The sequence below is a fragment of the Mesorhizobium sp. M1A.F.Ca.IN.020.03.2.1 genome (assembly GCF_004023205.1).
Lineage (GTDB): Bacteria > Pseudomonadota > Alphaproteobacteria > Rhizobiales > Rhizobiaceae > Mesorhizobium.
In genome coordinates this window covers 1-24,169 of sequence record NZ_RZSV01000023.1, presented here as the reverse complement: position 1 = coordinate 24,169, position 24,169 = coordinate 1, and the positions used below count along the sequence as shown (strand labels likewise).

Annotated in this window: 23 protein-coding genes, 1 tRNA gene and 1 pseudogene; 7 read left to right on the top strand and 18 right to left on the bottom strand. The window is 64.1% G+C overall.

The features are described 5' to 3' along the window. Nucleotides 1-29: 29 nt before the first annotated feature. From EOA79_RS06395 to EOA79_RS06365, 7 genes are all read right to left on the bottom strand, one after another. Entirely contained in the window at nucleotides 30-908 is an 879-nt protein-coding gene (locus EOA79_RS06395; RefSeq protein ID WP_066990182.1) for a 3-hydroxybutyryl-CoA dehydrogenase, read from the bottom strand. Between the two features lie 272 nt (nucleotides 909-1,180). Then, nucleotides 1,181-2,110, bottom strand: a complete 930-nt coding sequence (locus EOA79_RS06390; protein WP_066990179.1) for an electron transfer flavoprotein subunit alpha/FixB family protein — start codon at nucleotides 2,108-2,110, stop codon at nucleotides 1,181-1,183. A 23-nt stretch (nucleotides 2,111-2,133) separates the two neighbouring features. Next, complete coding sequence (locus EOA79_RS06385; protein ID WP_067319088.1) at nucleotides 2,134-2,883, bottom strand: electron transfer flavoprotein subunit beta/FixA family protein; 750 nt, start codon at nucleotides 2,881-2,883, stop codon at nucleotides 2,134-2,136. A 248-nt stretch (nucleotides 2,884-3,131) separates the two neighbouring features. Continuing rightward, nucleotides 3,132-3,941 (bottom strand): rhomboid family intramembrane serine protease, encoded by an 810-nt coding sequence (locus EOA79_RS06380; RefSeq protein ID WP_095823963.1) that lies wholly within the window; start codon nucleotides 3,939-3,941, stop codon nucleotides 3,132-3,134. A 25-nt stretch (nucleotides 3,942-3,966) separates the two neighbouring features. Next, nucleotides 3,967-4,548, bottom strand: coding sequence for a cob(I)yrinic acid a,c-diamide adenosyltransferase (locus EOA79_RS06375; protein WP_128292941.1), 582 nt, complete (start codon nucleotides 4,546-4,548; stop codon nucleotides 3,967-3,969). Nucleotides 4,549-4,566: 18 nt separating this feature from the next. After that, nucleotides 4,567-4,758, bottom strand: coding sequence for a twin transmembrane helix small protein (locus tag EOA79_RS06370; protein ID WP_066990167.1), 192 nt, complete (start codon nucleotides 4,756-4,758; stop codon nucleotides 4,567-4,569). 25 nt (nucleotides 4,759-4,783) lie between these two features. Then, nucleotides 4,784-5,650, bottom strand: a complete 867-nt coding sequence (locus tag EOA79_RS06365; protein ID WP_095823962.1) for an SDR family oxidoreductase — start codon at nucleotides 5,648-5,650, stop codon at nucleotides 4,784-4,786. A 58-nt stretch (nucleotides 5,651-5,708) separates the two neighbouring features. On the opposite strand from EOA79_RS06365, the gene EOA79_RS06360 reads away from it, so the two are divergent. After that, nucleotides 5,709-6,560: a YihY/virulence factor BrkB family protein gene (locus EOA79_RS06360; RefSeq protein ID WP_066990164.1), complete on the top strand. Its 852-nt coding sequence runs from the start codon at nucleotides 5,709-5,711 to the stop codon at nucleotides 6,558-6,560. On the opposite strand, the gene EOA79_RS06355 is transcribed toward EOA79_RS06360, so the two are convergent. Then, on the bottom strand, nucleotides 6,530-7,432 hold the full coding sequence (locus tag EOA79_RS06355) for a DMT family transporter (protein WP_067319647.1): 903 nt from the start codon (nucleotides 7,430-7,432) through the stop codon (nucleotides 6,530-6,532). The genes EOA79_RS06360 and EOA79_RS06355 overlap by 31 nt on opposite strands. Nucleotides 7,433-7,592: 160 nt before the next feature. On the opposite strand from EOA79_RS06355, the gene EOA79_RS06350 reads away from it, so the two are divergent. Next, nucleotides 7,593-7,880 carry a hypothetical protein gene (locus tag EOA79_RS06350; RefSeq protein ID WP_066990158.1) on the top strand — a complete coding sequence of 96 codons (288 nt, stop codon included), beginning with the start codon at nucleotides 7,593-7,595 and terminating at the stop codon, nucleotides 7,878-7,880. Here EOA79_RS06350 and gluQRS read toward each other — a convergent pair whose 3' ends face one another. Continuing rightward, a complete protein-coding gene (gene gluQRS / locus EOA79_RS06345; RefSeq protein ID WP_095824179.1) occupies nucleotides 7,881-8,756 on the bottom strand; it encodes a tRNA glutamyl-Q(34) synthetase GluQRS in 876 nt (291 codons plus the stop codon). A gap of 92 nt (nucleotides 8,757-8,848) precedes the next feature. Between gluQRS and EOA79_RS06340 the strand changes: the two genes are divergently transcribed. Together EOA79_RS06340 and EOA79_RS06335 are read left to right on the top strand one after the other, a co-directional pair. Beyond that, the gene (locus EOA79_RS06340) at nucleotides 8,849-9,508 is read left to right on the top strand and encodes a DNA-3-methyladenine glycosylase (RefSeq protein WP_095823961.1); all 660 of its coding nucleotides are present in this window, start codon (nucleotides 8,849-8,851) and stop codon (nucleotides 9,506-9,508) included. 110 nt (nucleotides 9,509-9,618) lie between these two features. Then, the gene (locus EOA79_RS06335) at nucleotides 9,619-10,176 is read left to right on the top strand and encodes an HNH endonuclease (RefSeq protein ID WP_066990153.1); all 558 of its coding nucleotides are present in this window, start codon (nucleotides 9,619-9,621) and stop codon (nucleotides 10,174-10,176) included. A gap of 219 nt (nucleotides 10,177-10,395) precedes the next feature. Here EOA79_RS06335 and EOA79_RS06330 read toward each other — a convergent pair whose 3' ends face one another. Both EOA79_RS06330 and EOA79_RS06325 read right to left on the bottom strand, forming a co-directional pair. Further along, on the bottom strand, nucleotides 10,396-10,914 hold the full coding sequence (locus EOA79_RS06330; RefSeq protein ID WP_095823960.1) for a disulfide bond formation protein B: 519 nt from the start codon (nucleotides 10,912-10,914) through the stop codon (nucleotides 10,396-10,398). Nucleotides 10,915-11,041: 127 nt separating this feature from the next. Beyond that, complete coding sequence (locus EOA79_RS06325) at nucleotides 11,042-11,632, bottom strand: YqaA family protein (protein ID WP_066990147.1); 591 nt, start codon at nucleotides 11,630-11,632, stop codon at nucleotides 11,042-11,044. A 262-nt stretch (nucleotides 11,633-11,894) separates the two neighbouring features. On the opposite strand from EOA79_RS06325, the gene EOA79_RS06320 reads away from it, so the two are divergent. After that, nucleotides 11,895-11,979 (top strand) — tRNA-Leu (locus tag EOA79_RS06320). Nucleotides 11,980-12,075: 96 nt separating this feature from the next. On the opposite strand, the pseudogene EOA79_RS06315 reads toward EOA79_RS06320, so the two are convergent. The 7 genes and pseudogenes from EOA79_RS06315 to secA form a co-directional block, all read right to left on the bottom strand. Next, a pseudogene (locus EOA79_RS06315) lies at nucleotides 12,076-13,276 on the bottom strand (MFS transporter). A 14-nt stretch (nucleotides 13,277-13,290) separates the two neighbouring features. Then, entirely contained in the window at nucleotides 13,291-14,679 is a 1,389-nt protein-coding gene (locus EOA79_RS06310) for an FAD-dependent oxidoreductase (protein ID WP_095824178.1), read from the bottom strand. Between the two features lie 53 nt (nucleotides 14,680-14,732). After that, nucleotides 14,733-15,053 (bottom strand): metalloregulator ArsR/SmtB family transcription factor, encoded by a 321-nt coding sequence (locus EOA79_RS06305; RefSeq protein WP_066990141.1) that lies wholly within the window; start codon nucleotides 15,051-15,053, stop codon nucleotides 14,733-14,735. Between the two features lie 173 nt (nucleotides 15,054-15,226). Next, a complete protein-coding gene (locus EOA79_RS06300) occupies nucleotides 15,227-16,450 on the bottom strand; it encodes a YncE family protein (protein WP_245322314.1) in 1,224 nt (407 codons plus the stop codon). After that, nucleotides 16,451-17,731, bottom strand: a complete 1,281-nt coding sequence (locus EOA79_RS06295) for a GNAT family N-acetyltransferase (protein ID WP_127334922.1) — start codon at nucleotides 17,729-17,731, stop codon at nucleotides 16,451-16,453. Continuing rightward, nucleotides 17,731-19,134, bottom strand: a complete 1,404-nt coding sequence (locus tag EOA79_RS06290; protein WP_095823959.1) for a lipopolysaccharide biosynthesis protein — start codon at nucleotides 19,132-19,134, stop codon at nucleotides 17,731-17,733. Before EOA79_RS06290 ends, EOA79_RS06295 begins: the two co-directional genes overlap by 1 nt. Before the next feature lie 122 nt (nucleotides 19,135-19,256). After that, complete coding sequence (gene secA / locus EOA79_RS06285; RefSeq protein WP_095823958.1) at nucleotides 19,257-21,989, bottom strand: preprotein translocase subunit SecA; 2,733 nt, start codon at nucleotides 21,987-21,989, stop codon at nucleotides 19,257-19,259. Nucleotides 21,990-22,252: 263 nt separating this feature from the next. Here secA and EOA79_RS06280 point away from each other — a divergent pair, with 263 nt between their 5' ends. Both EOA79_RS06280 and EOA79_RS06275 read left to right on the top strand, forming a co-directional pair. Then, nucleotides 22,253-23,170, top strand: coding sequence for a peptidylprolyl isomerase (locus EOA79_RS06280; RefSeq protein WP_095823957.1), 918 nt, complete (start codon nucleotides 22,253-22,255; stop codon nucleotides 23,168-23,170). A gap of 177 nt (nucleotides 23,171-23,347) precedes the next feature. Beyond that, nucleotides 23,348-24,169: bifunctional ornithine acetyltransferase/N-acetylglutamate synthase (locus EOA79_RS06275; RefSeq protein WP_128292940.1), on the top strand; the 822-nt coding region annotated here is incomplete at its 3' end.

Here is a 24,169-nt window from a genome sequence, read left to right as displayed (position 1 = left end):
GCCGCGCAGTGAGCGTTCAGTCGCGGGGCTCAGCGCGTCGGCACCGGATGGTCGCCGCGATAGTCGTAGAAGCCGCGGCCGGTCTTGCGGCCGAGCCAGCCGGCCTCGACATATTTCACCAGCAGCGGGCAGGGGCGATACTTGGAGTCCGACAGGCCCTCATGCAGCACCTGCATGATCGACAGGCAGGTGTCGAGACCGATGAAGTCGGCCAGTTGTAGCGGCCCCATCGGATGGTTGGCGCCGAGCCGCATGGCGGTGTCGATGGCGTCAACCGTGCCGACGCCCTCATAGAGCGTGTAGATCGCCTCGTTGATCATGGGCAACAGGATGCGGTTGACGATGAAGGCCGGGAAATCCTCCGAAACGGTGATCGTCTTGTCGAGCCTGTTCACGAAGGTCTTGGCGGCCTCGAACGTCTGGTCCTCGGTGGCGATGCCGCGCACCAGCTCGACCAGCTTCATCACCGGCACCGGGTTCATGAAATGTATGCCGATGAAGCGCTCAGGCCGGTCGGTCTGCGCGGCGAGCCGGGTGATCGAGATCGAGGAGGTGTTGGTCGCGAGAATCGCCTCCGGATTGAGCTGCGGGCAGAGTTGGGCGTAGATCTTGCGCTTGACCGTCTCATCCTCGGTCGCCGCCTCTATGACGAGGTCGGCGGCGGCGAGATCGGCCATGGCGGACGCCGATGAGATGCGCGCCATCGCCTCGTTGCGCGCCTTCTCCTCGAGCTTTCCCGAACCGACCTGACGGGCCATGTTGCCGCTGATGGTGGCGATGCCCTTCTCGACCCGGTCGGGCGAGATGTCGTGGATCAGGACCTTGTAGCCGGCCAGCGCCGAGACGTGGGCGATACCGCCCCCCATTTGACCTGCGCCGACAATGCCGATCGTCTCGATCTTGCTCATTACCCCAATCCCGTCTGGAGCATTTCCGCTTCTGCGAGGCACGGAAGCGCTCCCTTCTCTTTGTTTCCCGCAATTCCGGACGCAAAGTGGCTCGGCACTTTCCTGGAATTGCCCTTTTTGTTTATCGCAATTCCGGAGGGAAAACCGCTACGGACTTTTCCTGGAATTGCGCAAGCCTTTACCGGCCTGCTTTTTGTGCAGTGCAAACTAAAAGGGCGGGGCGACTTCGTCTACCCCACCCTTCCGATTTTAATATGCCAGAGCAGAAAGCGTCAAAGCGCCTTTTGCAGTTCCGGCAGGATGACGAAGAGATCGCCGACGAGACCGTAGTCGGCAACCTGGAAGATCGGCGCTTCCTCGTCCTTGTTGATGGCGACGATGACCTTGGAATCCTTCATGCCGGCAAGATGCTGGATGGCGCCGGAGATGCCGACCGCAATGTAGAGATCGGGGGCGACCACCTTGCCGGTCTGGCCGACCTGCCAGTCGTTGGGCGCATAGCCAGCGTCGACGGCGGCGCGGGAGGCACCGACAGCGGCGCCGAGCTTGTCGGCGACCGGCAGGATGACTTCCTGGAACTTCTCCGACGAGCCGAGAGCACGGCCACCCGAAATGATGATTTTGGCCGAGGTCAACTCGGGACGGTCGTTTTCGGAGAGCTTGTTCTCGACGAAGGAGGAGAGGCCGGGATTGGCGGCGGCGTTCACCGTCTCGACCGAAGCCGAGCCGCCCTCGGGCGCTCCTTGGAAGGAGGCGGTGCGCACCGTGATCACCTTCTTGGCGTCGGTCGACTGCACGGTCTGGATGGCGTTGCCGGCATAGATCGGCCGCTTGAAGGTGTCGGGCGAGACCACCTCGATGATCTCCGAGACCTGCGCGACGTCGAGCAGGGCCGCCACGCGCGGCGCGACGTTCTTGCCCGCTGAGGTGGCGGGGGCGACGATCGCGTCATAGGAGCCGGCGAGCGAGACGACGAGCGCAGCCAGCGGCTCCGCCAGGCGCTCGGAGAGCTCGTCGGCCTCGGCCAGCAGGACTTTGCGAACACCCTTCAGCTTGGCGGCCGCGTCGCTTGCCGCCTTGGCGCCTTTACCGGCGACCAGCACATCGACATCCGAGCCGATCTGCAGGGCCGCCGCGAGCGCCTTGGCGGTCTGGTCGGAAAGGCTTGCGTTGTCGTGTTCGGCGATGAGGAGAATTGCCATTTTCCTGTTCCTTTCCTGACCGCTTAGAGCACGCCGGCTTCGTTCTTGAGCTTCTCGACCAGCTCGGCGACGCTCTTGACCTTGACGCCCGCCTTGCGGCCGCCGGGCTCCTCGGTCTTGATCACCCTCAGGCGCGGCTTGACGTCGGCGCCGTAGTCGGCCGGGCTCTTTTCGTCGAGCGGCTTCTTCTTGGCTTTCATGATGTTGGGCAGCGATGCATAGCGCGGCTGGTTCAAGCGAAGGTCGGCGGTCACGATCGCCGGCATTTTCAGCTCAACCGTCTGCAGGCCGCCGTCGACCTCACGCGTCACCTTGGCATGATCGCCGGCGAGCTCGATCCTGGAGGCGAAGGTGCCTTGCGCCCAGCCGAGCAGCGCCGCCAGCATCTGGCCGGTCTGATTGCTGTCGTCGTCGATCGCCTGCTTGCCAAGGATGACGAGGCCGGGCTTCTCGGCCTCGACGACGCCCTTCAACACCTTGGCGACACCCAGCGGCTCGGTCTGCTCGTCGGTCTTGACCAGGATGGCCCGGTCGGCGCCCATTGCGAGCGCGGTGCGCAGCGTCTCCTGCGCCTGCTGCGGGCCGATCGAGACGACGATGATCTCCTCGGCCTTGCCGGCTTCCTTGATCCGGATCGCTTCCTCGACCGCGATCTCGTCGAACGGGTTCATCGCCATCTTGACGTTGGCAAGCTCGACGCCCAGTCCGTCAGCCTTGACGCGGACCTTGACGTTCGCGTCCACAACCCGCTTCACGGGCACAAGGATCTTCATTTTCCTGTCACCTCTCCTGAGATAGTCGGGCGCGCTATAGCAGTGTGCGCCTTGTCAGAGTTGTCGAAAGCCGACATTCCGGGCGGAATTCTGGTCTCCAACGGCCAAGAAGCAGTTCCACCCCGATGTTTCGGTTGAGCATGATCGTTCCGAAAAGCGGTTCCCACTTTTCGGGATCATGCTCTGTGGTGGCGTTCCGTAGTGGCGGCAATCCGGCGCGTCAATATGCACGTCGCACTCAAATCGGTTCAGTCTGGCGGCGACGCCGCGCCGCGGCCCCATCGAGGCGCCGGCTGTGCCGGCGCCTCGGGCGCTGGTCCGGGCTCGATCGGGAGAGGGACGTTCTGGACCTTCGGCGTCGGGTCCGGCTCGCCGTCTGCGCCGGCAAGCAGCGGCACGCCGCGGCTGCGCAGCACCAGGACGAGAACGGCGCCGGCAATGATGCCGCCGATGTGGCAGGCCCAGGAAATCTGATCCTCTCCGCCGGCGGCAAACATCACGATCTGGAACAGGATCCAAAGGACGAGCGGGATGAAGGCGGGGATGCGCAGAGGAATGCGCGCAAAGACCAACACCCACACCTTAACCTTCGGATAGAGGATCAGATAGGCCGCAACCACGCCGGCGATGGCGCCCGAAGCGCCGATCAGCGGCACCTGGGAATCCCAGCCGACCAAGCCTTGAAAGAAAGCGCCCGCCGCCGCGCAGGCGAGGTAGAAGATCAGGTAGCGGATATGGCCGAGCGCGTCCTCGACATTGTCGCCGAACACCCACAGGAACAGCATGTTGCCGCCGAGATGGAAGATGTCGGCATGCAGGAAGGAATAGGTGAGATAGCTGAGGCTTTCGGGAATGACGACGAATTCGGGCGACAGCTCCACCTTGTCATGGACGACAGAGGGGATGAAGCCGAGGCCAAGCACTGCGGCATTGGTGAAGCTCTCGCCGCCAAGCGTGGTCGCGAGATAGACCAAGGCATTCGCGGCGATCAGGCCGATCGTCACATATTGCAGGCGGATGTGGCGGAGCCTGTTGGTATCGTAGAGCGGGATGAACATCGGACCCTCCCGCCATACCCGGTTGTCAGCGGTTCTTGCCGGGAACCCATAGCACGTCGGCATTTCCGTTGTCATTGACCGCCCGGGCGGCGACGAACAGGAAGTCGGAGACGCGGTTGATGTATTTCAGCGCTTCGCGGTTGACGTGCTCGGCCGGGTCCTGCGCCAGCGCCACCATGAGGCGTTCGGCGCGCCGTGTTACGGTGCGCGCAAAATGCAGGGCTGCCGCGGCAGGCGTGCCGCCGTTCAGCACGAAGGATTTCAGCGGCTGCAGGTCCTTGTTGAGAGCATCGATGTCCTTTTCGACGCGCCCGGTCTGCGCGGCGACGATGCGCAGCGGCTCGTAGCCGAGCGGTTTGCCGTCGTCCGGGACCGCAAGGTCGGCGCCGAGGTCGAAAAGATCGTTCTGGATGCGGGAGAGCATGGCGTCGAGCGCCGGATGATCGGTTGCGGTGTGGACGCGCGCCATGCCGACGCAGGCATTTGCTTCGTCCACCGTGCCGTAGGCTTCGACGCGCAGATCTGACTTCAGGCGCCGCTCGCCGCTGCCCAGACCGGTAGTGCCGTCGTCGCCGGTACGGGTATAGATCTTGTTGAGCTTGACCACCTTCTCCTCCCCGGCCCGTTACTTGCGGGTGAAGTAGACGGTCAGCATGATCAGCACCAGAGCTATGAACTGCAGCAGTACGCGGGCCTGCATCAGCTTGTTGGAGGTGAAGCCTGAGCCGCCGCGCATCATGTTGACGAGGCCGCGGATCAGCACGACCACGACGGCAGCCATGACGACAATGGCGAGGATGTTGAAGACGGTTGCCATGGTGCTGGCTCCAGTTGGGTTTCGGTCAGGCCCGCCTGGCGAGCACGCGGTAGAGCATCGAGGCCGGCAGGATGCGCTTGAGCGCCACGCCGATTCTGGCCGGCACCGTTACCACATAATGCGGGTGCGGGCGCTGTGACAGAAGCGCGTGGCGCAAGGCGGCATGGACCACCTCAGGTCCGGGCTTCAGACGCGAGACGCTGCCGCCGGCCTTGAGCCGCGCGAGCTGCGCCTGGTAGTCGGCGCGGTGAACGGAGTTCTCGACGTCGATGTTCTTCAAGAACCATACCAGGCCGTTGCTGGCGATCTTCGAGGTCACCGGCCCCGGCTCGATCAACGAGACATGAATGCCGCTGCCTTCGAGCTCCTGGCGCAGGCAAAGCATCAGGCCTTCGACGGCATGTTTCGACGCCGAATAGGCGCCGCGAAAACGGACCGGGGCGAGCCCCAGGATCGAGGAGCAGTGGACGAGGCGACCGTGCCCCTGGCGGCGCATGACCGGCACGACGCGGCGGGTCAGGTCGTGCCAGCCGAAGAAATTGGCTTCGAACTGCTCGCGCAGCGCTTCGACCGGCAGGTCCTCGACGGCACCGGGCTGCGCGTAGGCGCCATTGTTGAACAGCGCGTCGAGCGTGCCGCCCGTGCGCTCCAGCACGGCCTCGGCCAGGGCGGCGATGGACTCAGGCTCGCGATAGTCGAGATAGAAGGCTTCGATGCCCTCCGTCTCGAGCGCGGCGATGTCGGCCGGTGTGCGGGCCGTGGCGAATACGCGCCAGCCTTCCGCCTTCAATGCCCGCGCGCAATAGGCGCCTATGCCGGAGGAGGTGCCGGTGACGATGATGCTGCGCAACTGTTCAGCGGTGGGCAACGTTGTGGGACCTGGGGTTGCCATTTGCCGCAATCCCTTCCCATATTCGCGGCGTCGACACAATCGAGCGGAGCGCGGGTCCTTGCTCAGGAATATCGTCGCGGTCAAGCGCGTGCTCTACGATGCGATCGGCCATTTCACCACCGACGACGGCTGGGCAATGGCCAGCCATCTGGCGATCACCTCGCTGATGGCGCTGTTTCCGTTCCTGATCTTCGCAACGACGCTGGCCAGCTTTCTCGGCGCGCGCGCCTTCGCCGACACGGCCGTGCATCTGGTCTTCGACACCTGGCCGGAGCAGATTGCGAAGCCGATCGCGCGCGAGGTGCAGAATGTGCTCACCGTGCGGCGCAGCGACCTCCTGACCTACGGCGTGCTCTTAGCCGCCTACTTCGCCTCGAACGGCATCGAGGCGCTAAGGACCTCGCTCAACCGCGCCTATCGCGTTACCGAGACGCGCGGCATCATCCACCGCCGGGTGCAGAGCATCGTCTTCGTGCTGATCGCGACGGCCTGCTTTCTCGCCGTCAGCGTGCTTCTGGTGCTCGCGCCCCTGCTCGCGCGGCTGGCCGAGGCGCATCTGGAATGGATCAAGCCCTATATGGGCACGATCACCATATGGCGTTACGTGATCGCCTCGACGGTCATCGTCATCGGCCTGTTCGCGGTGCATATCTGGCTGCCGGCCGGCAAGCGCCGCTTCGTTTCCATCGTTCCGGGCATCGTCTTCACGCTGGTCGCGTGGCTGGCCGGCTCGACCATCTTCGCCACCTATCTCGACCATTTCTCGTCCTATGTGACGACCTATGCGGGGTTGGCCTCGATCATGATCGCGGTGGTGTTCCTCTACATCATCTCGGCCATTTTCATCCTTGGCGGCGAGCTCAATGCCGCGATCAGCCGCTATCTCGAGGCGCGCGCCCGCGTGGGTTGAGCTCTGTCCTGACGGGCGGTCGCGAGCCCGACGCCCAAAGTGGCGATCGCCATGCCGGCGATCTGCAGCAGAGTGAGCTCTTCGCCGAACAGAGCCCACGCGATGACGGCGGTTACGGCGGGCACAAGATAGAACAGCGATGCGACCTTCGACATCTCGCCGTCCCTGATCATCACCATCAACAGGAAGATGGCGCCGAGAGACAGCACCAGGACCAGCCATGCCATGGCAAAGATGAGCTCGCCGTTGACGGTGATGGTGCGCGTCTCGAAGGCGAGCGACCCCAGGATCGTGACGACCGAGCCTCCGACATACTGCCACATGGTCGCCGAGACGAGGTCGCCGCCGGAGGCGAAGCGCTTTTGCCAGATCGTACCAGCGGCCATGCCGAGCACCGAGACCAGCGAGGCCGTCAGCGTTGCCGCGGTAACACCGCCGCCAATCATGCCGAGCTTTGGCCAGAGCACGATGACGACGCCCAGAAGCCCGACGGCAAGGCCCGCCCAATGGCGCGGCAGGATCGCCTCGCCGAGAAATTTGCCGGCGAGCACCGCCGTGATCAGCGGCTGCAGGCCGACGATCAGCGCCGAAAGCCCGGCCGGCATGCCTCTGTGGATCGCCCAGAAGACGCCGCCCAGATAGACGCCGTGCATTAGGACGCCGGCCACCGTCGCATGAAGCGCCTCCTCGCGGGTGGCCCGTCGCGAGCCGATAAGGACGGTCAGTCCCGCAAACAGGATCGCCGCCAGCACGAAGCGGATGGCAAGGAAGGTGAACGGCTCCGCCCATGGCATTGCATAGCGCGCGCCGATGAAGCCGGTCGCCCACAGAACGACGAAAGAGGCGGGGATGAACCGCTTGATACTGTGCATTGGAAGGAGGGCTCTGGCTGCGCGTGAAAAGTTGATGTCGGCAATTGCTCTAATGCCGATCAATTCGGCAAGCAAAACGAAACGGTTGATCCATAAGCTCATCCGAATTCAACAAACGGTGCCAAGAGGGGCATGGCGTTAAGGCACGCCATGAGCAGGCATGCTTTTGCATCTCGGGACGACATGGCTGCTGTTCGCGGTCGCCACCGTCGCGGTTTTCGGATTCTTCTTCGGCACCGCGCTCGATGCCATCATGAAGGACGACGGCTTCGGCTCGACCGGCAACACGCTGCTCTTCACGCTGGGCTTCTTCGTCGCGGTGATGATCGCCAACGAGCACGGCATCACCTTCCGGGATATCAAGCTAGCTGTGGCATGGGGATTGAGCGGCGCCTTCGTCTTCATCAGCGTGATGGCGCTGATCAAGGCCGGCCTGGCTCGTTTGTAGTCAAAGCCCAATCAGCCGCACGACATCCTGCGGCGACACGCCTGCCTGCCTGAGTGCGGCAAGGCCGGTGTCCTTGAAACTCTTCGACAGCTTCCGCCCGTCCGAGCCGAGGATCAGCCGATGGTGGAGGTAGCGCGGCGCGGGGCGGCCGAGCAGGTCCTGCAACAAGCGCTGCACGCTGGTCGCCGCGTAAAGGTCCTGACCACGCACGACATGGCTGACGCCCTGCAGCGCGTCGTCGACGACGACCGCGAGATGGTAGCTGGTCGGGATATCGCGGCGCGCCACGATGACGTCGCCCCAGGCCTGCGGCGTTGCGTCGACCGTCTGCGTCGCGGCCATGGCCTCGTCGGTGAACTCGACCCATGACAAGGCGCCCGGCACGCGCGCCATGGCTGCCTCGATGTCGAGGCGCCAGGCAAAAGGCTTGTTCTCGGCGATGCGCCGCCTGCGCTCCTTAGTCGGAAGTGCCTTGTCGAGCGGCGGATAAAGCGGCACGCCGTCGGGGTCGCGCGGCCAGTCGCGGCCGCGTTTCTCGGTCTCGGCAATGAAGGCGCGGATCTCGCCGCGGCTCATGAAGGCGGGATAGACGAGTTCCTCGGCGATCAGCCGGTCGAGCACGGCCCTGTATTCGGAAAAATGTTCGGACTGGCGCCGCACGGGCTCTTCCCATTCGAACCCCAGCCATTCCAGGTCGCGGAATATGCCGGCCTCGAATTCCGGGGTGGAGCGGGTGATGTCGATGTCCTCGATGCGCAGCAACAGCCGTCCTCCCGCCCGCGCCGCCATTTGCCGGTTCAGCAGCGCCGAATAGGCATGGCCGAGATGCAACTCGCCATTGGGGCTCGGCGCGAAGCGGAATGTCAGGAGCGTCATGTCTCGGACGGCATTCGGGTTGAAAGGCGCTTCCGCCGGTTGATAGTTAGCCATCAATTGCCACTTCATGAGCGCCCTGGGAACAAGCAAACGTGCAACGCATCGCCTCGCTCGACGACATTGCGGCAGGACTCGACGCGCTCTGCCAGCTCGATCCACGGCTGGAGAAGGTACGCGGCATGGCCGGCGAGGTGCCGCTGAGGCTCTCCGAGCCCGGATTCGGCAGCCTCGCGTCGATCATCGTCTCGCAGCAGGTGTCCCGCGCCAGCGCCGATGCCATTTTCGGCCGGCTGATCAGGCTGGTCGATCCGCTGACGCCGGAAGGCATCCTTTGCGCCGGCGAGGATATTTTCCGCGAGGCCGGCCTGTCGCGGCCGAAGCAGCGCGGGCTGATCGCCATCGCGCAAGCCGTGGCCGGCGGGCTTGACCTCCACCATCTCTGCTCGCTCGATGCCGACGAGGCGATCGCGGCGATGACGGCGGCGCCGGGCATCGGACCGTGGACGGCGGAGTGCTACCTGCTGTTCGCCGCCGGCCACCCCGATGTGTTTCCCGCGCGCGACGTCGCGCTGCAGACGGCGGTCGGCCATGCCCTGGGCATCGACCCTCGTCCGCCGGAGAAAACTCTGATTCGACTGGCCGAATCATGGAGCCCGTGGCGAGGGGTCGCGTCGCGGCTTTTCTGGGCCTACTATCGGGAATTGAAGGGCAGGGACGCGGCGCCACCTGTCGAGATGGCCGAAAAAGCATGAAAATCATGCGTTTTTGAACGTTTCGCCGACCGACAATCCGCTTCACATCCCTGTCATGTCGGGCTTACAGTATCCGTGGCGTTCGGTTTGGAACGAAGGAGGCCAACTACGTGACGGTTGCCGTATCTCCGGATGGGCTTCCCGCGCTGGTGCTGAATGCGGATTACCGTCCGCTCAGCTATTACCCCCTGTCGCTCTGGTCGTGGCAGGACGCCATCAAGGCTGTCTTCCTCGACCGGGTCAATATCGTCGCCGAATACGAACACGCCGTCTCCTCGCCGACCTTCTCGATGAAGCTGCCGAGCGTGGTGAGTCTGAAGGCCTATGTGAGGCCGTCGCGGCATCCCGCCTTCACCCGCTTCAACGTCTTTCTGCGCGACCGCTTCCAGTGCCAGTATTGCGGCACGACCGACGATCTCACCTTCGACCATGTCATCCCGCGCCATCGCGGCGGGGCGACGACCTGGGAGAACGTCGTGGCCGCCTGCTCGCCCTGCAATCTCAGGAAAGGCGGCATGATGCCGGCGCAGGCCAAGATGTGGCCGCTGCAAAAACCCTATCAGCCGACCGTGCACGATCTGCACAATAACGGCCGCCTGTTCCCGCCCAACCATCTGCATGAAAGCTGGATGGATTATCTCTACTGGGATGTCGAATTGGAACCTTGAGATCGTTCGATAATTCGGGAGGCTGGCTGCCTGAAGCAAGCGTCTGCGCTTCCGGTGCTCACGTGCTTTTTGTAGCTGCCGCATGTCCTTTTCGGAAAACCGAAACCACTTTTCCGGCACATGCGGGAGTCCGCTCCGCTCCGGTTCTCGACGCTCACTTCATTCGACTCAGCGCGCCGAATTCTTTGAACGATCTCGCGTTGGCGCTTTCGTGGCAGCTCAGTCGCGCGCGAGCGCGCAGCGTAAGGCGACGGCGGCCAGGATGAGGCTGGCGATGGCGTTCCAGCCAGCGAGCGACAAGCCGAGGATGCGAAGCGCGGCCTTGTCGCAGGAGGGCGGCACGAACTTGTCCAGCGCATCGAGCACGCCCTTGCCGCCGGTGTCGACCGGACCGGCGCCAGCCGTGCAGTCGGCGGGACCAGGCCACCACGCCCATTCGACGCCGGAATGGTAGACGCCGAGATAGAGGCCATACAGCATCAAGAGGCCACCGATCCCCAGCAGGCTGCGCGTCAGCCAGGCCGGCGCGCGCATCATCGAGGCAGCGGCCGCGACCAGCATCAGCGGCGCGCCGATGTAATAGGGCGTGCGCTGTTCCAGGCAGAGATGGCAGGGGATGTAGCCGCCAATATACTGGAAGGCGAGCGCCGAGCCGACGGTCGCTCCCATGGCGACGGCCAGGAACAGCGCGGCACGCGTCCGCTGGCGTCCAGTGTCGGCGGTCATGGTCGCTGTCATCCGTCGTGATCCGTTCGCTTGGCACCTAAAGCGCGCCGCGCAGAAATGAATTCAGGCGCCGCGCTTGAGTCTTGTTTCGATGCATGTCGTTCTCCCAAAACCGCTGCGCACTTTTGGGCGACATGCATTATCCGTGGGCGTATCTGACCGCGATATAGAGCAAAATAAGGGCAGCGGCGCCGGCGCTGACGATCATGCCCAGCCGTTTCTCGATGAACTCCCTGATCGACTCGCCGTAGCGGCGCAGCAGCCAGGCAAGCAGCAGAAAACGGGCGCCGCGCGCAACGATCGCCAGCCCGATGAACAGCAGGAGGTTGACGCCGATGACGCCCGACAGAATCGTCACGACCTTGATCGGCGGCAAATGCGCCGCGCCCGAGGTGATCAGCATCAGGACGATGAAGCCGACGCCGGATGAGGTGCGCAGCTGCTCGAACTCGTCATACTTGCCGTAGAATTCCAGAATCGGCTTGGCGACCGCCTCGTAGGCGTAGTGGCCGATGAACCAGCCGGCGACGCCGCCGAGCACCGAGGCCACCGTTGCTACCAGCGCGTAGCGATAGGCGCGCTCCGGCTTGGACAGCGCCATCGGCAGATAGAGCACGTCGGCCGGCACCAGAAAGACCGAGCTTTCCACGAAGGCGATGAAGGCCAGCCACCATTCGGCCGATTTCCTTGCCGCCAAGGACATCGTCCAGTCGTAAAGTCCGCGAAGCATCGGCTCTCCTGAAAAGCGCGCAGTGGTTTTGGACACCGGGTGGCAGGAAGACAAGGTCCCAAAGCGCCGCATCCACCCTTTGGGATCCGAGGCGCTTCAACGCATCCCCTGTCTAGAAAGATTTTCCGCGCCGCACAATGGCGGCACCTTCACGAGACTGAAAGGCATGGCCGGGTGCAGAGCGCCTGCAAATCGGCAACAGGCCAGTTGACGAAGCCTGTCCGCCCGTATAGTCCGCGCCCATCCAGGCCGCCCGGCCTGAGCCCCTATGGCGGAATTGGTAGACGCGCTCGACTCAAAATCGAGTTCCGCAAGGAGTGCTGGTTCGATCCCGGCTAGGGGCACCAATTGGTCTCTTTGACATCAACCAGGCAGTTGCCGAAGTGACGGAGGTTCATGGGCTGGCCAACCACTTCACAGGGCTACCGGCCGGTTACAAAGCATCACTGCGCCTGTACCTCTAAGGTTCGACGACGGAAGATCAGCCAGCCAAGGCTACACGCCAGTCCGACGTTCAGCAGCGCCAAGCCAGCGAGAGCTGCTAGAGTGCCGTGAGCGCCCACATGCTCCAACAATAGCGCTCCGACAGACGGCGCTGCTGCTTGAGCGATCAAGCTGGGCATGGCAAGTCGCCCCATCAGTCTCGCGTATCCCGACGGACCGAACAGAGCGAGCGGCAGCGTGCCTCGCGCTATCGTTTCGAGGCCGATGCCTGCACCGTAGAACGCCAGCGCCACCGGCACCACCGGAACCCCGACGCAGAGCGCACCAATGCCGATGGCGACGAAGCTCACCGACGCGAACTTGGTCCAGATGGGATGATGGTAGCGGGCGATGATCATCTCGACGGCACGCGCCGACACCTGAGCGGGGCCGACCAGTGCCCCGAGCCCAACGGCAGCGGCGAGCGCCATGCCGCTGGCCTGGCAAGATGGTGAGGAGATGAACTGACACCGTCGACGAAATGACCGCCGCCAAGGTCAGCGTGGCAGCCAGGACGACCATGATCGGCACTGCGGCCGGCTGAACTGGGGTGCCCACCTGCTCCTTTCCCGGCCGATCTGTGACGCTCGGCAGCGGCACCCGACGCGGCAACATTCCGAGATAGAGGGGCAGGGCGAAGAACAACTGCACCGAAGCATAGACGAGGCATGTGCCGCGCCAGCCCGTCTCGCCCATCAGGAAGGCCGAGATCGGCCAACAGAACGTGCTGGCGAAGCCGCCGAACAGCGAAAGGGTTGTGATGGCCGAGCGCGCGCTATGTCCGTAGAGCCGGCCGAGGGTCGCGAAAGCGGCATCGTACAAGCCCGCCCCCATTCCAAGGCCAACAACGAGCCACGCTGCGATGTAGGCGGCAAGGTTCGGCGAGGCAGCGAGTCCGATCTGGCCGATGCCGATGCAGCCGGCGCTGAACGCAAGAACGTTCCGGCCGCCGTGGCGCTCAATGGACGAGCCGACGCGAGGTGAGATCAGTCCGGCGACGAGCAGGCCAAGCGACAATCCACCCACGACCCAAGGCAGCGGCCAGCCGGTGTCGGCGGCGACCTTTGGTGCAATCACCGCCGGCAGGTAATAGGTGGACCCCCAGGCCATGATTTGGGTCAGGCCGAGGACGGTGATGATCGTTCGGCGACTGCGTTCCATCGGGCGTGATGCGATTAGGCTGCCACCCCGCACCCGCAGCCACCCTTGCCAGCGGCCTTCGCTTCAGCATCGGCGAGACAACAGGCGTCAGCCTCGGAAGAAGCGGGACCACCACAGCATCCGCCAGCGGTCGCGCGTATGGTCGACTGGGGAACCGTGCAGACGCCGGTTTCGGGTAGCACCAGTTGCACCGCATCCGCGGCCGCCATGTCGCCAGCAATGGCTGCCGCGACCGACCGCACCTGTTCATACCCGGTCAGCAGCAAGAAGGTCGGGGCGCGGCCGTAGCTCTTGATGCCGACAGTGTAGAAGTCGGGCTCGGGGTGGCTCAGTTCGCGATGACCGTGCGGGGGAACATCGCCGCAGGAGTGCTCGTTGGGGTCGATGAGAGGCCCCAGCGCCTTTACGCCCTCAAGCCATGGGTCAAGATCAAGCCTAAGCTCGCGCGTAAGGGACAGATCGGGCCGCTGGCCGGTCGCCGCGATGATGCAGTCGAAAGGCCCGAGAGTTTGTAGGCCATCCTTCGTTTGACCTTCGACTGTCAGGCGGCCGTTTGAGCTGCGGATGGCCAGCGTTGCGAACCCAGTGACGAGCTTTGTGCGCCCGCTCTCCGCCAGTTCGCGAACGTCAGCACCAAGCTCGCCACGGGCAGGCAGTTGATCCAAGTCTCCGCCGCTGTAAATGCGAACCAGATCGGTCCCCCGTGTCGCCCAGACAAAAGCGGTTCCCGGATCAACCGCAGCCAGCCTATCGAGATCGAGCAGGGCATTGGCGGCCGAATGACCCGAACCGACAACAAGCGTGGTGCGGCCGGCATAAAGGGTGCGGTCGTGGCCGAGAATGTCGGGAATGCCATAGGCGATCTTGTCTGCGAACTCCGCTTCGCCCTCCGCCGGGACACCACCGGCCCCAAGTGGATTTGGCGTCTGCCACGTGCCTGAGGCGTCAATGACGGCCCGTGCACTGTCGCGCCTGATGCCTTCCCCGGTTTCGACCATCAGCATGAACGGTCGCGCCTTTCGATCTTTGCTCAAGACCTTGTCTGCGCCCCAGCGGGAAACAGCAGTCACGCGCGCACTGGTTTCGATGGACGAGGAGAGTTCAGGGAGCCTTGCTAGCGGCTCAAGGTAGCGGGTAATCAGTTCATTAGCGGTGGGGAACGCCTCGGGCTTGGGCATCGTCCAGCCGCTGTCCTCAAGACGGTTTCGGGCGGCCTGATCAACACAGTAGCGCCAAGGCGTGAACACCCGGACATGGCCCCAGTCCTTGAGATTGGTGGCGATGCCAGCGCCGGCCTCATAGACCTTCACCGGGAGCCCCCTTTGGATGAGCTGGACGGCAGCCGCCAAGCCGACCGGGCCGGCTCCGATGACGGCGACAGGGAGGGCGTCAGGGTCATTCATTGACATTTTTTCCATCCTTCCGGGATCATCGAAATACGATGCAAAAAAAGAGGCTATGCCGCCGCGTCGCTCTCCGTCGCGCCGCAAGCTGCGTCAGCACAGCACTCGTCAGCCAGGAAGCCGATCAAGTCGCGCATGATAGGATAGTTGGCCCGGCAGATGAGGGTCGTCGCCTGACGCTCCTGCGTCACGAGGCCGGTCAGAATGAGGCGATGCAGGTGATGGGACAGCGTCGAGGCCGCGATGCCAAGGGTGTCCTGCAAGTACCCCACCGGCCGGCCAGCTTCGCCGGCTCTGACCAGTGTGCGATAGAGCTTGAGCCGTGTCGGGTTGCCGATGGCTTCGAGCTGTTTTGCGGCTTGTTCGAGTTTCATGGAAATAGACTGCACCCTCCGCCGCTGCCGGTCAACTCTATTTCGACAATGATCGAAATATGGTCAGACGAATTCCAAGTGCATCGGCAGGGAGTCGTCGCGGAAAGGGCAGCGGACATGGTGCCAAGGCTCCATGGGATTGAGGTCGTCAGCATGTGCAGGTCACCGACACCCTACCGCATATTCCCCGTATGCCCCTGCGAGTAGCGCCCCGGCTGCGGCCACACCGTCAGGCCGTGCGGCTCGACGCCGACGCGGATCTTCGTCACGGCGCCCGACGTCGTGTCGATCATATAGACCTCGCTGTCGAACCGGCCGGAGAGCCAGAGCTGCTTGCCGTCGGCGCCGACATTGCCCATGTCGGGGCTGCCGCCGCCGGGGATCGGCCATTGGGCGACGACCGAGCGGGTCGCGAAGTCGATCACCGTCACGCTGCCAGGCCCGTCGGCACGGCCCTGTTCCATTTTGTGCGAGCCGCGGTTCGAGACATAGAGCCGCTTGCCGTCGCGGCTGACGACGAAGCCGTGCGCGCCAATGCCCGTTGGAATGAAGCCAATCTCCTTGAAGCTGTCGCCGTCGATCAGGAAGACGCCGTCATTCATCATGTCGGCGACGTAGAAGACCTTGCCGTCGGGCGAGAGCCTTATGTCCTGCGGCATGCCCATCTTCGACAGGTCGAGATGGCCGAGCACCTTGCGGTTCTTCAGGTCGATCTTGGCCAGTCCGCCGTCGCCATACTCGCAAGTGAAGATCGCATAGGAATTGTCGGCCGCGAAATCGGCATGGTTGATGCCGGGGCAGGCCGGCGTCGGGATGACGGCTTGCAGCGCCATGGTCCGCGGATCGCGCAGATCGAGCCGCCTCAGGGCCTCGTCAACGATGATGGCGGCGCTGCCGTCCGGCATGAAATACATGTTGTAAGGATCGTCGACCGGCACCTGCTTGCCGGGCTTTCCGGTCGCCGGGTCGATCGGCGTCAGGCTGCCGTTCTTGCCGGTGCCGTTATTGGCCACCCAAAGCGTCTTCAGGTCCCAGGAAGGAACGACGTGCTGCGGCTTGCTGCCGACCGCAAACCTGTCGACCTCCTTCAGCGTCGCCGGGTCGATGACGGAAACGCTGTTCGAGGAACGGTTGGGCACATAGACGCGCGGCAACGCAGCTGCCGCGGCTGGAGCCATATGGCCGGCGGTGGTGTGGCTGTAGATGTCGACGGGCGCAGGCTCGGAGCAATCCTCGGGGCAGGACTCGGCGAATGCTCGCGCCGGGAGCATGGCGAGCAGGACAAGCGGCGCACAGAGGCGGGCGAAGCGCAGGAAGGTTTCGAACATCTGGATGCTGTGTGAAGAGGCAGGCCGGATCCGGCCGCCGGATGCCATAGCCGGTGTGCGGCCTTTCATCTAGCGCCTTTTCAAGAGGCTCCGCATGCGATTGCGTAGCAGCCGCGCCATGTTGCGGGTCTCGCGGTAGAGATGGAGCTGCGAGGCCGCCTGGCGGGCCGGCCGGTCGGCATCGGGCGTCAGGCCGACCACCAGCGTGCCCATCGGCTTGCGCTCCGTCCACAGGCGACTCATCACCGGATGGTCGGGCACCGCGCAGGAATCGGTCATGGCGACATTAGGATCATCGAGATGCTGCTTGGTCACCTCGATCATCAGCAGTGTGCCCGGCGAATAGGCCGAGAGCGTCTCGTCATACGCCGTCTTCCAGGTGTAGGCGACGCCCGCTTCGACGAAGACGACGAGAGAAGCGATCGTACGGCCGTCGAGCGTCAGTGTGTGGATGCGGCACATGTCGTGCTCGGCGAGCCTGTGCACCGCCTCGCGGGCGAAGGCGGCGCGGTAGCGGTCGATCGCCATGGCCGTGCGCTCGCGGCCCTTCCAGCCGGCCGCCTCCAGTGTCAGGAAGCTTTCAATGGCGTGGCGGATCTCGTCCGGTCCGCGCGCCACCACATGGTCCAGCTTGCCAAGGCCGGCGAGGCGCCGCTTGAGCCGGCGGAATTCGCGATAGTGATGCGCGCGCAGCGAGGCCTTGAGGTAGTCGTCGCCGTCGGCATCGCTTTCCAGCACCGGGCGCTCGGCCTTGCCGGTGACGACCAGGGTCAGGCCGCGGCTGTCGGCAAAGGAGGTGAGCAGGCTCGCCACCCGGCCGTCCAGCTTGATGTCGGGCAGCACGAAGACCTTCGGCAATTTGAGATGCGGCCTGGACAGCATCGAGAAGAAATCCTCGATGACGCCGACAGGATCGTCACGATCGACCAGCGGCGTGCCGAGCGGGCCGAACGGGCTCGACCATGTGCGCATGACCGGGACGCCGAGCGGAATTGCGGGGCGCTCGACCGAGAACGGCACAAGGAGCCGCAGCCGGTTGCGGAACTCGTCGCCGTCGCGGATCACCGCCAGCCGCACTTCGCGGTCCTCGAGCCTCGGCATGGCCGGCGCCAGGAAGCGCGGGTTGAAGAAGACGTTGGGCTCGATCGCGCGGGCGCTAAGATAGTCGAGCTCCTCGACCAGGTCGAAGCCGGCCGAGGCGGGATAGATCGCGAGCTTGCGCTCCGGCCGGTTGTTGGCGAACAGCTCGATATGGGCGGGATCGGCCTCCCTGACGAGGCCGGCAAGGCCCGACACCATGGCGCCGGCGGGCCCGCCGCTGGTCTCTTCAAGCAGCGGAATGGCGGCCATCAGGCGACTTCCTTATTTGCGGGCACGAAGATCGCCATGACGATGCCGAGCTTGCGCCAGACGGTGAAGGACAGCGCGCCGGCCTCGAAGACCATCGCGAGGCTGGTGGCGATCGCCGCGCCCCAGAGGCCGAAGAGCGGGATCAGAACCACATTGAGAGCGATATTCAGCGCGAGCGTCATGGCATAGACGGCGGCGCAGATGTTCTGGTTGCCGCTCATGGTGAGCAGGCTTTCGCAGGGGCCGACGGCGCCGCGCGCGACGACGCCGAAGACCAGCAGGAAAAGCAGCGGATAGCCGGCGGTGAATTCAGGGCCGAACAGCACCAGCATCGGCTCGCCGAGCGCCAGCACCAGCAGCGCCATCGCGAGCGAGGGCCAGAAGGTCCAGGAGACGGTCTCGCGGGCGAAGGCGGCGAGCCTTTCCGGCTCGCCATGGGTGAATTGCGCATAGCGCTGGGCAACGCCCGCCTTGACGGCGAAATAGACGAAATGCACCAGAGCCAGCGTTTTCACGGTGGCGAAATAGACGGCGACGTCATTGGGCTCGAGATAGGCGCCAACCATCAGCACATCGGCATTGGTGAGCAGGAAGAAAAAACTCTCGACCAGGAAGATCGGGAGCGAGACCAGGAACCACCGGCCGAAATGCACGGTCATCGACCCGGCCGGGATCTGCTTGTCCATGCGCGAGGTCACGCCCATCAGTTGGCCGAGCGTCGTGGTATAGGTGGCGGCGATCGAGGCGAAGATCGCGGTCTTGGCATCCGGCACGTAGTGCATGGCGAGCATAAGCGCCATGAACACCAGGATCAGCACCGGCCGCACCAGATAGGTCGGCGACAGCGCGAACAGCGCCCATGAGTTCGCCCGCGCCAGTCCCTGAAGGAGGTCGCCCATCGCGATCATCGGCAGGCAGATGATGCCGAGGATGAAGGGGACGACGTAGTAGTTCTCGATCCAGGGCGAGGCGAGCCAGACGCCGAGCGCGCCCAGCCCCGCGATCACCGTCGAAGCGACCAGCACGAACAGCCGGCTCGCCAGCACGATGCCGCGCAGCTCGGCGAGCATGCCGCGCTCGCGATATTCGGGAATGAAACGGATCACCGAGGTGTGGAAGCCGAGGCAGGCGAGATTGCCGACGATGACCATCGTCACCCAGACCAGCACGAAGATGCCGTATTCGAACGAGCCCATCCAGCGTGCCATCAGCACCTGGCTGACGAAGGCGATGACCGCGCTGACGATGCGGATGGTGAATGCGATCAGCGACATGCGGCCGGCTTCGCCGCGTTCGTCGGCGCTGAACAGCACGGCGTCGATGCGGCCAAGCAGCGGCCCCATGCGCAGCGCCCAGCGCTGCGGCAAGAACCGCCCGGCAGTCGTCGCCGCGGAAAAGCGCACCCCGAATACTCTCCGTTTTCCGCCTGTTTCCAAGGTTTCGGTGTATGCGAAACACATTAAGAAACGGTTGGGTGGAGGGCTTCCTTCTCCCCGTCATATCCGGGAAGAAGAAGTGAAGGGGATCAGGCGAAGGCGCCGTGGCAGTGCTTGTATTTCTTGCCGGAGCCGCAGGGGCAGGCCTCGTTGCGGCCGACCTTGCCCCAAGTCGCGGGATTCTTCGGATCGCGATTTTCGGGTGCCACCATGGCATGGGATTCCTGGCGGACCAACAACGCCGTCTCGCCGCCCTGGAAGTCGTCCTCGCCGGTGGTGCCGTCGATATGGCTGCCGAACATATCCGGCGCCGACGGCGGCGGCGCTTCAGCCGCCTGGCGGACCAGCTCGACGCGCATCAGCTGCGCGGTCACGGCCTGGCGCAGATTGCCGAGCATGCCCTGGAAAAGCTCGAAGGCCTCGCCCTTGTATTCCTGCAGCGGATCGCGCTGGGCATAGCCGCGGAAGCCCACGACCGAACGCAGATGGTCGAGGTTGACGATGTGCTCGCGCCATAGATGGTCGAGCGTCTGCAGCACGACCGAACGCTCGACATAGCTCATGACGTCGGGGCCGAAGCGCTCGGCGCGTTCCTTGGCGGCTGCCTCGGCGGCGGCCGAGATGCGCTCGCGGATGTCGTCCTCGGCGATGCCCTCCTCCTTGACCCAGTCCTCAATCGGCAGGTCGAGATTGAGGTACTGCGCCACTTCCTCCTTCAGGCCGGCGACGTTCCACTGCTCGGCATAGGCGTTTTCCGGGATGTTCTTGGCGACGATTTCCTCGATGACGCCCTCGCGCATCTCGGCGACCGTCTCCGACAGGCCTTCGCCATCCATCAGCTCGATGCGCTGCTCGAAAACCACCTTGCGCTGGTCGTTGGAGACGTCATCGTATTTCAGTAGGTTCTTGCGGATGTCGAAGTTGCGCGCCTCGACCTTCTTCTGCGCCTTCTCCAGCGCCTTGTTGATCCACGGGTGGATGATGGCCTCGTCTTCCTTGAGGCCGAGCTTCTGCAGCATGCCGTCCATGCGCTCGGAGCCGAAGATGCGCATCAGATCGTCCTGCAGCGACAGGAAGAATTTCGAACGGCCAGGATCGCCCTGGCGGCCGGAACGTCCGCGCAGCTGGTTGTCGATGCGGCGGGATTCATGGCGCTCGGTCGCCAAGACGTAGAGTCCGCCAGCGGCCAGCGCCTTTTCCTTCAGCTGCGCGACGTCATCGCGGATCTGCTGTTCGCGCGCCTCGCGCTCCGGGCCGGCGGGCATATCCGCTAGTTCTTCGGCGATGCGCATGTCGGCATTGCCGCCGAGCTGGATGTCGGTACCGCGTCCAGCCATGTTCGTGGCGATGGTGATAGCGCCGGGCTTGCCGGCCTGGGCGACGATAGCCGCCTCGCGCTCGTGGTGGCGGGCGTTGAGCACCTCGAAATTCTTGACGCCTTCCTTGCGCAGGCGCTCGGCCAGCTGCTCGGATTTCTCGATCGAGGTGGTGCCGACCAGGATCGGCTGACCGCGCTCTCGGGCGTCGCGGATCTCCTTGACGATGGCCTTGTACTTCTCTTCCACCGTCCGGTAGACCTCGTCGTCCTCGTCCCTGCGGGCGACCGGCAGGTTGGTCGGGATCTCGGTGACTTCGAGATTGTAGATGTTGGCGAATTCCTCCGCCTCGGTCAGCGCCGTGCCGGTCATGCCGGCGAGCTTCTTGTAAAGGCGGAAATAGTTCTGGAAGGTGACGGAGGCCAGCGTCTGGTTCTCCGGCTGAATCTGCACATGCTCTTTGGCCTCGAGGGCCTGGTGCAGGCCTTCCGAATAGCGGCGGCCGGGCATCATGCGGCCGGTGAACTCGTCGATGATGACGATCTCGCCGTTGCGCACGATGTAGTCCCTGTCCTTCTGGAACAGCAGGTGCGCCTTCAGCGCATTGTTGACGTGGTGGACGATCGCGACGTTCTCGACGTCGTAGAGCGACTCGCCCTTCAACAGGCCGGCATCGCGCAGCATGTTTTCCAGCTTCTCGGTGCCGTCCTCGGTGAAGATCGTGGTTTTCTGTTTTTCATCGACCTCGTAGTCGGCCGGGCCGAGCTTCAGCATGAAGGCGTCGATGGTGTTGTACATTTCCGAGCGGTCCTCGAGCGGACCGGAAATGATCAGCGGCGTGCGCGCCTCGTCGACAAGGATCGAGTCGACTTCGTCGACGATGGCGTAGGCATGGCCGCGCTGGACCATCTGCGAGCGCTCATACTTCATGTTGTCGCGCAGATAGTCGAAGCCGAGCTCGTTGTTGGTGGCGTAGGTAACGTCGGCGGCGTAGGCCTCGCGGCGCTCGTCGTCGGAGAGGCCGTGTACGATGATGCCGACGGTGAGGCCGAGGAACTTGTAGACGCGGCCCATCCATTCGGCGTCGCGCTTGGCAAGATAGTCGTTGACTGTGACGACATGGACGCCCTTGCCGGCGAGCGCGTTGAGATAGACCGGCAAGGTGGCGACCAGCGTCTTGCCCTCACCGGTGCGCATCTCGGCGATGCCGCCATTGTGCAGCACCATGCCGCCGATCAATTGGACATCGAAGGGACGCATGCCGAGAACGCGGCGGGCCGCCTCTCGCACTGTTGCGAAGGCCGGTATCAGCAGGTCGTCGAGCGAGGCGCCATTGGCGAAGTCCTGGCGGAATTTCTCGGTGCGGCCGGCAAGCTCGGCATCGGAGAGCGCCCGCATCTCGTTTTCCAACCCATTGATGGCCTCGACCCGGGGCCTTGTCGCCTTGACTCGGCGGTCGTTGGAAGAGCCGAAAACCTTACGCGCGAGAGCGCCGAGACTGACCATCCAATGGTCCTTTCGATAGCAATTTTAGCCGTTTGCGACAGGCGCCTGGCGGGCCCATCAAATCCGCGTGAATGCGGACAAACGCAAAAAGCGCCCGGAAAACGGTTCTGGACGCCAAGTCGTTGGACAGATAAGAGGGGGCTCAACTGATGTCAACGCCGCGTTAGCCCTATGGGCAGCGCCAAATTCCGCCACAATCGGACTGATCTGGAACCTTCCCGTTCAAGCGATCCTTATCGGCAATCCCCATTGGAGTTATCTTGATGTCCCTGTCGTTCCGCCGCGCGTCGCTCGCCAGCCTTGGCTTGGCCTTCGGGCTCTCGGCTCTTTCGCTGTCGCCGCTGATGGCGCAGGAAACCAAGCCCGCCCAGCCGGGCGCGGCGGCTCCCGCAGCCGCTCCCGTGGATCCCAACGCCGTGGTCGCCACCATCAACGGCGAGAAGCTGACCGAGGCCGATCTCGCGCTGGCCGAAGGCGAGCTGTCGCAGCAGTTCGCGCAGCTGCCGCCGGAACAGCGCCGCGCCGCTGCTCTTTCGGCGGCCATTGAAATCCGCGTCATGGCCAAGAAAGCGGTCGACAGCGGCCTCGACAAGGATGCCGATTTCCTGCGTCGGATGGCCTTCCTGCAGCAGCGCGCCCTGCACGGCGAGGTCGTCGAGAAGGAAGTCGTCGACAAGGTGACGGATGCAGATATCCGCGCCCGCTACGACCAGGAAATTGCCAACACGCCGCCGGTCAATGAGATTCACGCCCGTCACATCCTCGTGAAGACGAAGGAAGAAGCCGAGGCGATCATCAAGCAGCTCGACGGCGGCGCCGATTTCCAGAAGCTCGCCAACGAGCACACGAGCGACCCGAGCGGCAAGTCGAATGGCGGCGACCTCGGCTGGTTCGGTCCCGGGCAGATGGTGCCGGAGTTCGACAAGGCCGCGTTTGCGCTTGATGTCGGCAAGTACAGCAAGGAGCCGGTCCAGTCGCAGTTCGGCTGGCATGTCATCAAGGTCGAGGACAAGCGCGCCAAGCAGCCGCCGGCCTTCGACGACGTCAAGGACCAGGCCAAGCAGGCCGTCATCCGCGACAAGTATTTCGCCATGGTCAAGGAATTGCGCGGCGCCGCCAAGATCGAGATCCCGGACGCGAAGCTGAAGTCGGCGGTCGACACGCTGGAGAGCGGCAAGTAAGCCGGCCAGCCTGAAAGATGCTGCTAAGGGCGCCTTCGGGCGCCCTTTCGCATTTCAGGCGCGCGCTATGCCGCGCACCCCGAGAGAGCCCATCAAGCGCGGCCAGAACGCTCTTGCGCCAGCGCGCGCTATCGGGCAAACCGACCTCCTATTTGCGTTCTGCCGCTCCGGGGTCACATGTCCGCAACGATTTCGCCGCTCGCACCGAAGAAATATCCCAAGATGCCGGTCATCGAGGGCGTGCGCATCGCTACCGCCGAGGCCGGGATCAAATATCGCAATCGCACCGATCTGCTTGCCATGGTCTTCGATCCCGGAACGGCGGTCGCCGGTGTCTTCACCAAGTCGAAATGCCCCTCGGCGCCGGTCGACTACTGCCGCCAGAACCTGTCCGCCGGCAAGGCGCGTGTGCTGGTGGTGAATTCCGGCAATGCCAACGCCTTCACCGGCAAGAAGGGCCGCGCTTCGACGGCTTTGACCGGCGAGGCGGCGGCGAAGGCCGCCGGATGCTCCGAGAGCGAAGTGTTCCTGGCCTCGACCGGCGTTATCGGCGAGCCGCTCGACACCAACAAATTCAGCCATCTGCTCGCCGGCCTGGTGAAGGACGGCAAGCCGGACCTGTGGACCGAGGCGGCGAAGGCCATCATGACCACGGACACCTATCCGAAGGTGGCGTCCCAGACGGTGAAGCTCGGCGACGCCGACGTCACCATCAACGGCATCGCCAAGGGCGCCGGCATGATCGCGCCCGATATGGCCACGATGCTCTCCTTTATCGCCACCGACGCGCCGATCGCAGCCCCGGTGCTGCAGGATCTGTTGTCGCGCGGCACGGCAAAGACCTTCAACGCGGTCACCGTCGACAGCGACACCTCGACTAGCGACACGCTGCTCTTCTTCGCCACCGGCAAGGCTGGTTCGCGTGGCGCGCCCAAGATCAGCGACCCGAAAGATGCGCGGCTCGGCGCCTTCCGCCGCGCACTCGGCAAGGTGCTGAAG

Coding starts and splice junctions, on each gene's coding strand:
- EOA79_RS06395 (WP_066990182.1), bottom strand. CDS start 908: ATGAGCAAGATCGAGACGATCGGCATTGTCGGCGCAGGTCAAATGGGG.
- EOA79_RS06390 (WP_066990179.1), bottom strand. CDS start 2,110: ATGGCAATTCTCCTCATCGCCGAACACGACAACGCAAGCCTTTCCGAC.
- EOA79_RS06385 (WP_067319088.1), bottom strand. CDS start 2,883: ATGAAGATCCTTGTGCCCGTGAAGCGGGTTGTGGACGCGAACGTCAAG.
- EOA79_RS06380 (WP_095823963.1), bottom strand. CDS start 3,941: ATGTTCATCCCGCTCTACGATACCAACAGGCTCCGCCACATCCGCCTG.
- EOA79_RS06370 (WP_066990167.1), bottom strand. CDS start 4,758: ATGGCAACCGTCTTCAACATCCTCGCCATTGTCGTCATGGCTGCCGTC.
- EOA79_RS06365 (WP_095823962.1), bottom strand. CDS start 5,650: ATGGCAACCCCAGGTCCCACAACGTTGCCCACCGCTGAACAGTTGCGC.
- EOA79_RS06355 (WP_067319647.1), bottom strand. CDS start 7,432: ATGCACAGTATCAAGCGGTTCATCCCCGCCTCTTTCGTCGTTCTGTGG.
- EOA79_RS06350 (WP_066990158.1), top strand. CDS start 7,593: ATGCTTTTGCATCTCGGGACGACATGGCTGCTGTTCGCGGTCGCCACC.
- gluQRS (WP_095824179.1), bottom strand. CDS start 8,756: ATGACGCTCCTGACATTCCGCTTCGCGCCGAGCCCCAATGGCGAGTTG.
- EOA79_RS06330 (WP_095823960.1), bottom strand. CDS start 10,914: ATGACAGCGACCATGACCGCCGACACTGGACGCCAGCGGACGCGTGCC.
- EOA79_RS06325 (WP_066990147.1), bottom strand. CDS start 11,632: ATGCTTCGCGGACTTTACGACTGGACGATGTCCTTGGCGGCAAGGAAA.
- EOA79_RS06310 (WP_095824178.1), bottom strand. CDS start 14,679: ATGAATGACCCTGACGCCCTCCCTGTCGCCGTCATCGGAGCCGGCCCG.
- EOA79_RS06305 (WP_066990141.1), bottom strand. CDS start 15,053: ATGAAACTCGAACAAGCCGCAAAACAGCTCGAAGCCATCGGCAACCCG.
- EOA79_RS06300 (WP_245322314.1), bottom strand. CDS start 16,450: ATGAAAGGCCGCACACCGGCTATGGCATCCGGCGGCCGGATCCGGCCT.
- EOA79_RS06295 (WP_127334922.1), bottom strand. CDS start 17,731: ATGGCCGCCATTCCGCTGCTTGAAGAGACCAGCGGCGGGCCCGCCGGC.
- secA (WP_095823958.1), bottom strand. CDS start 21,989: ATGGTCAGTCTCGGCGCTCTCGCGCGTAAGGTTTTCGGCTCTTCCAAC.
- EOA79_RS06280 (WP_095823957.1), top strand. CDS start 22,253: ATGTCCCTGTCGTTCCGCCGCGCGTCGCTCGCCAGCCTTGGCTTGGCC.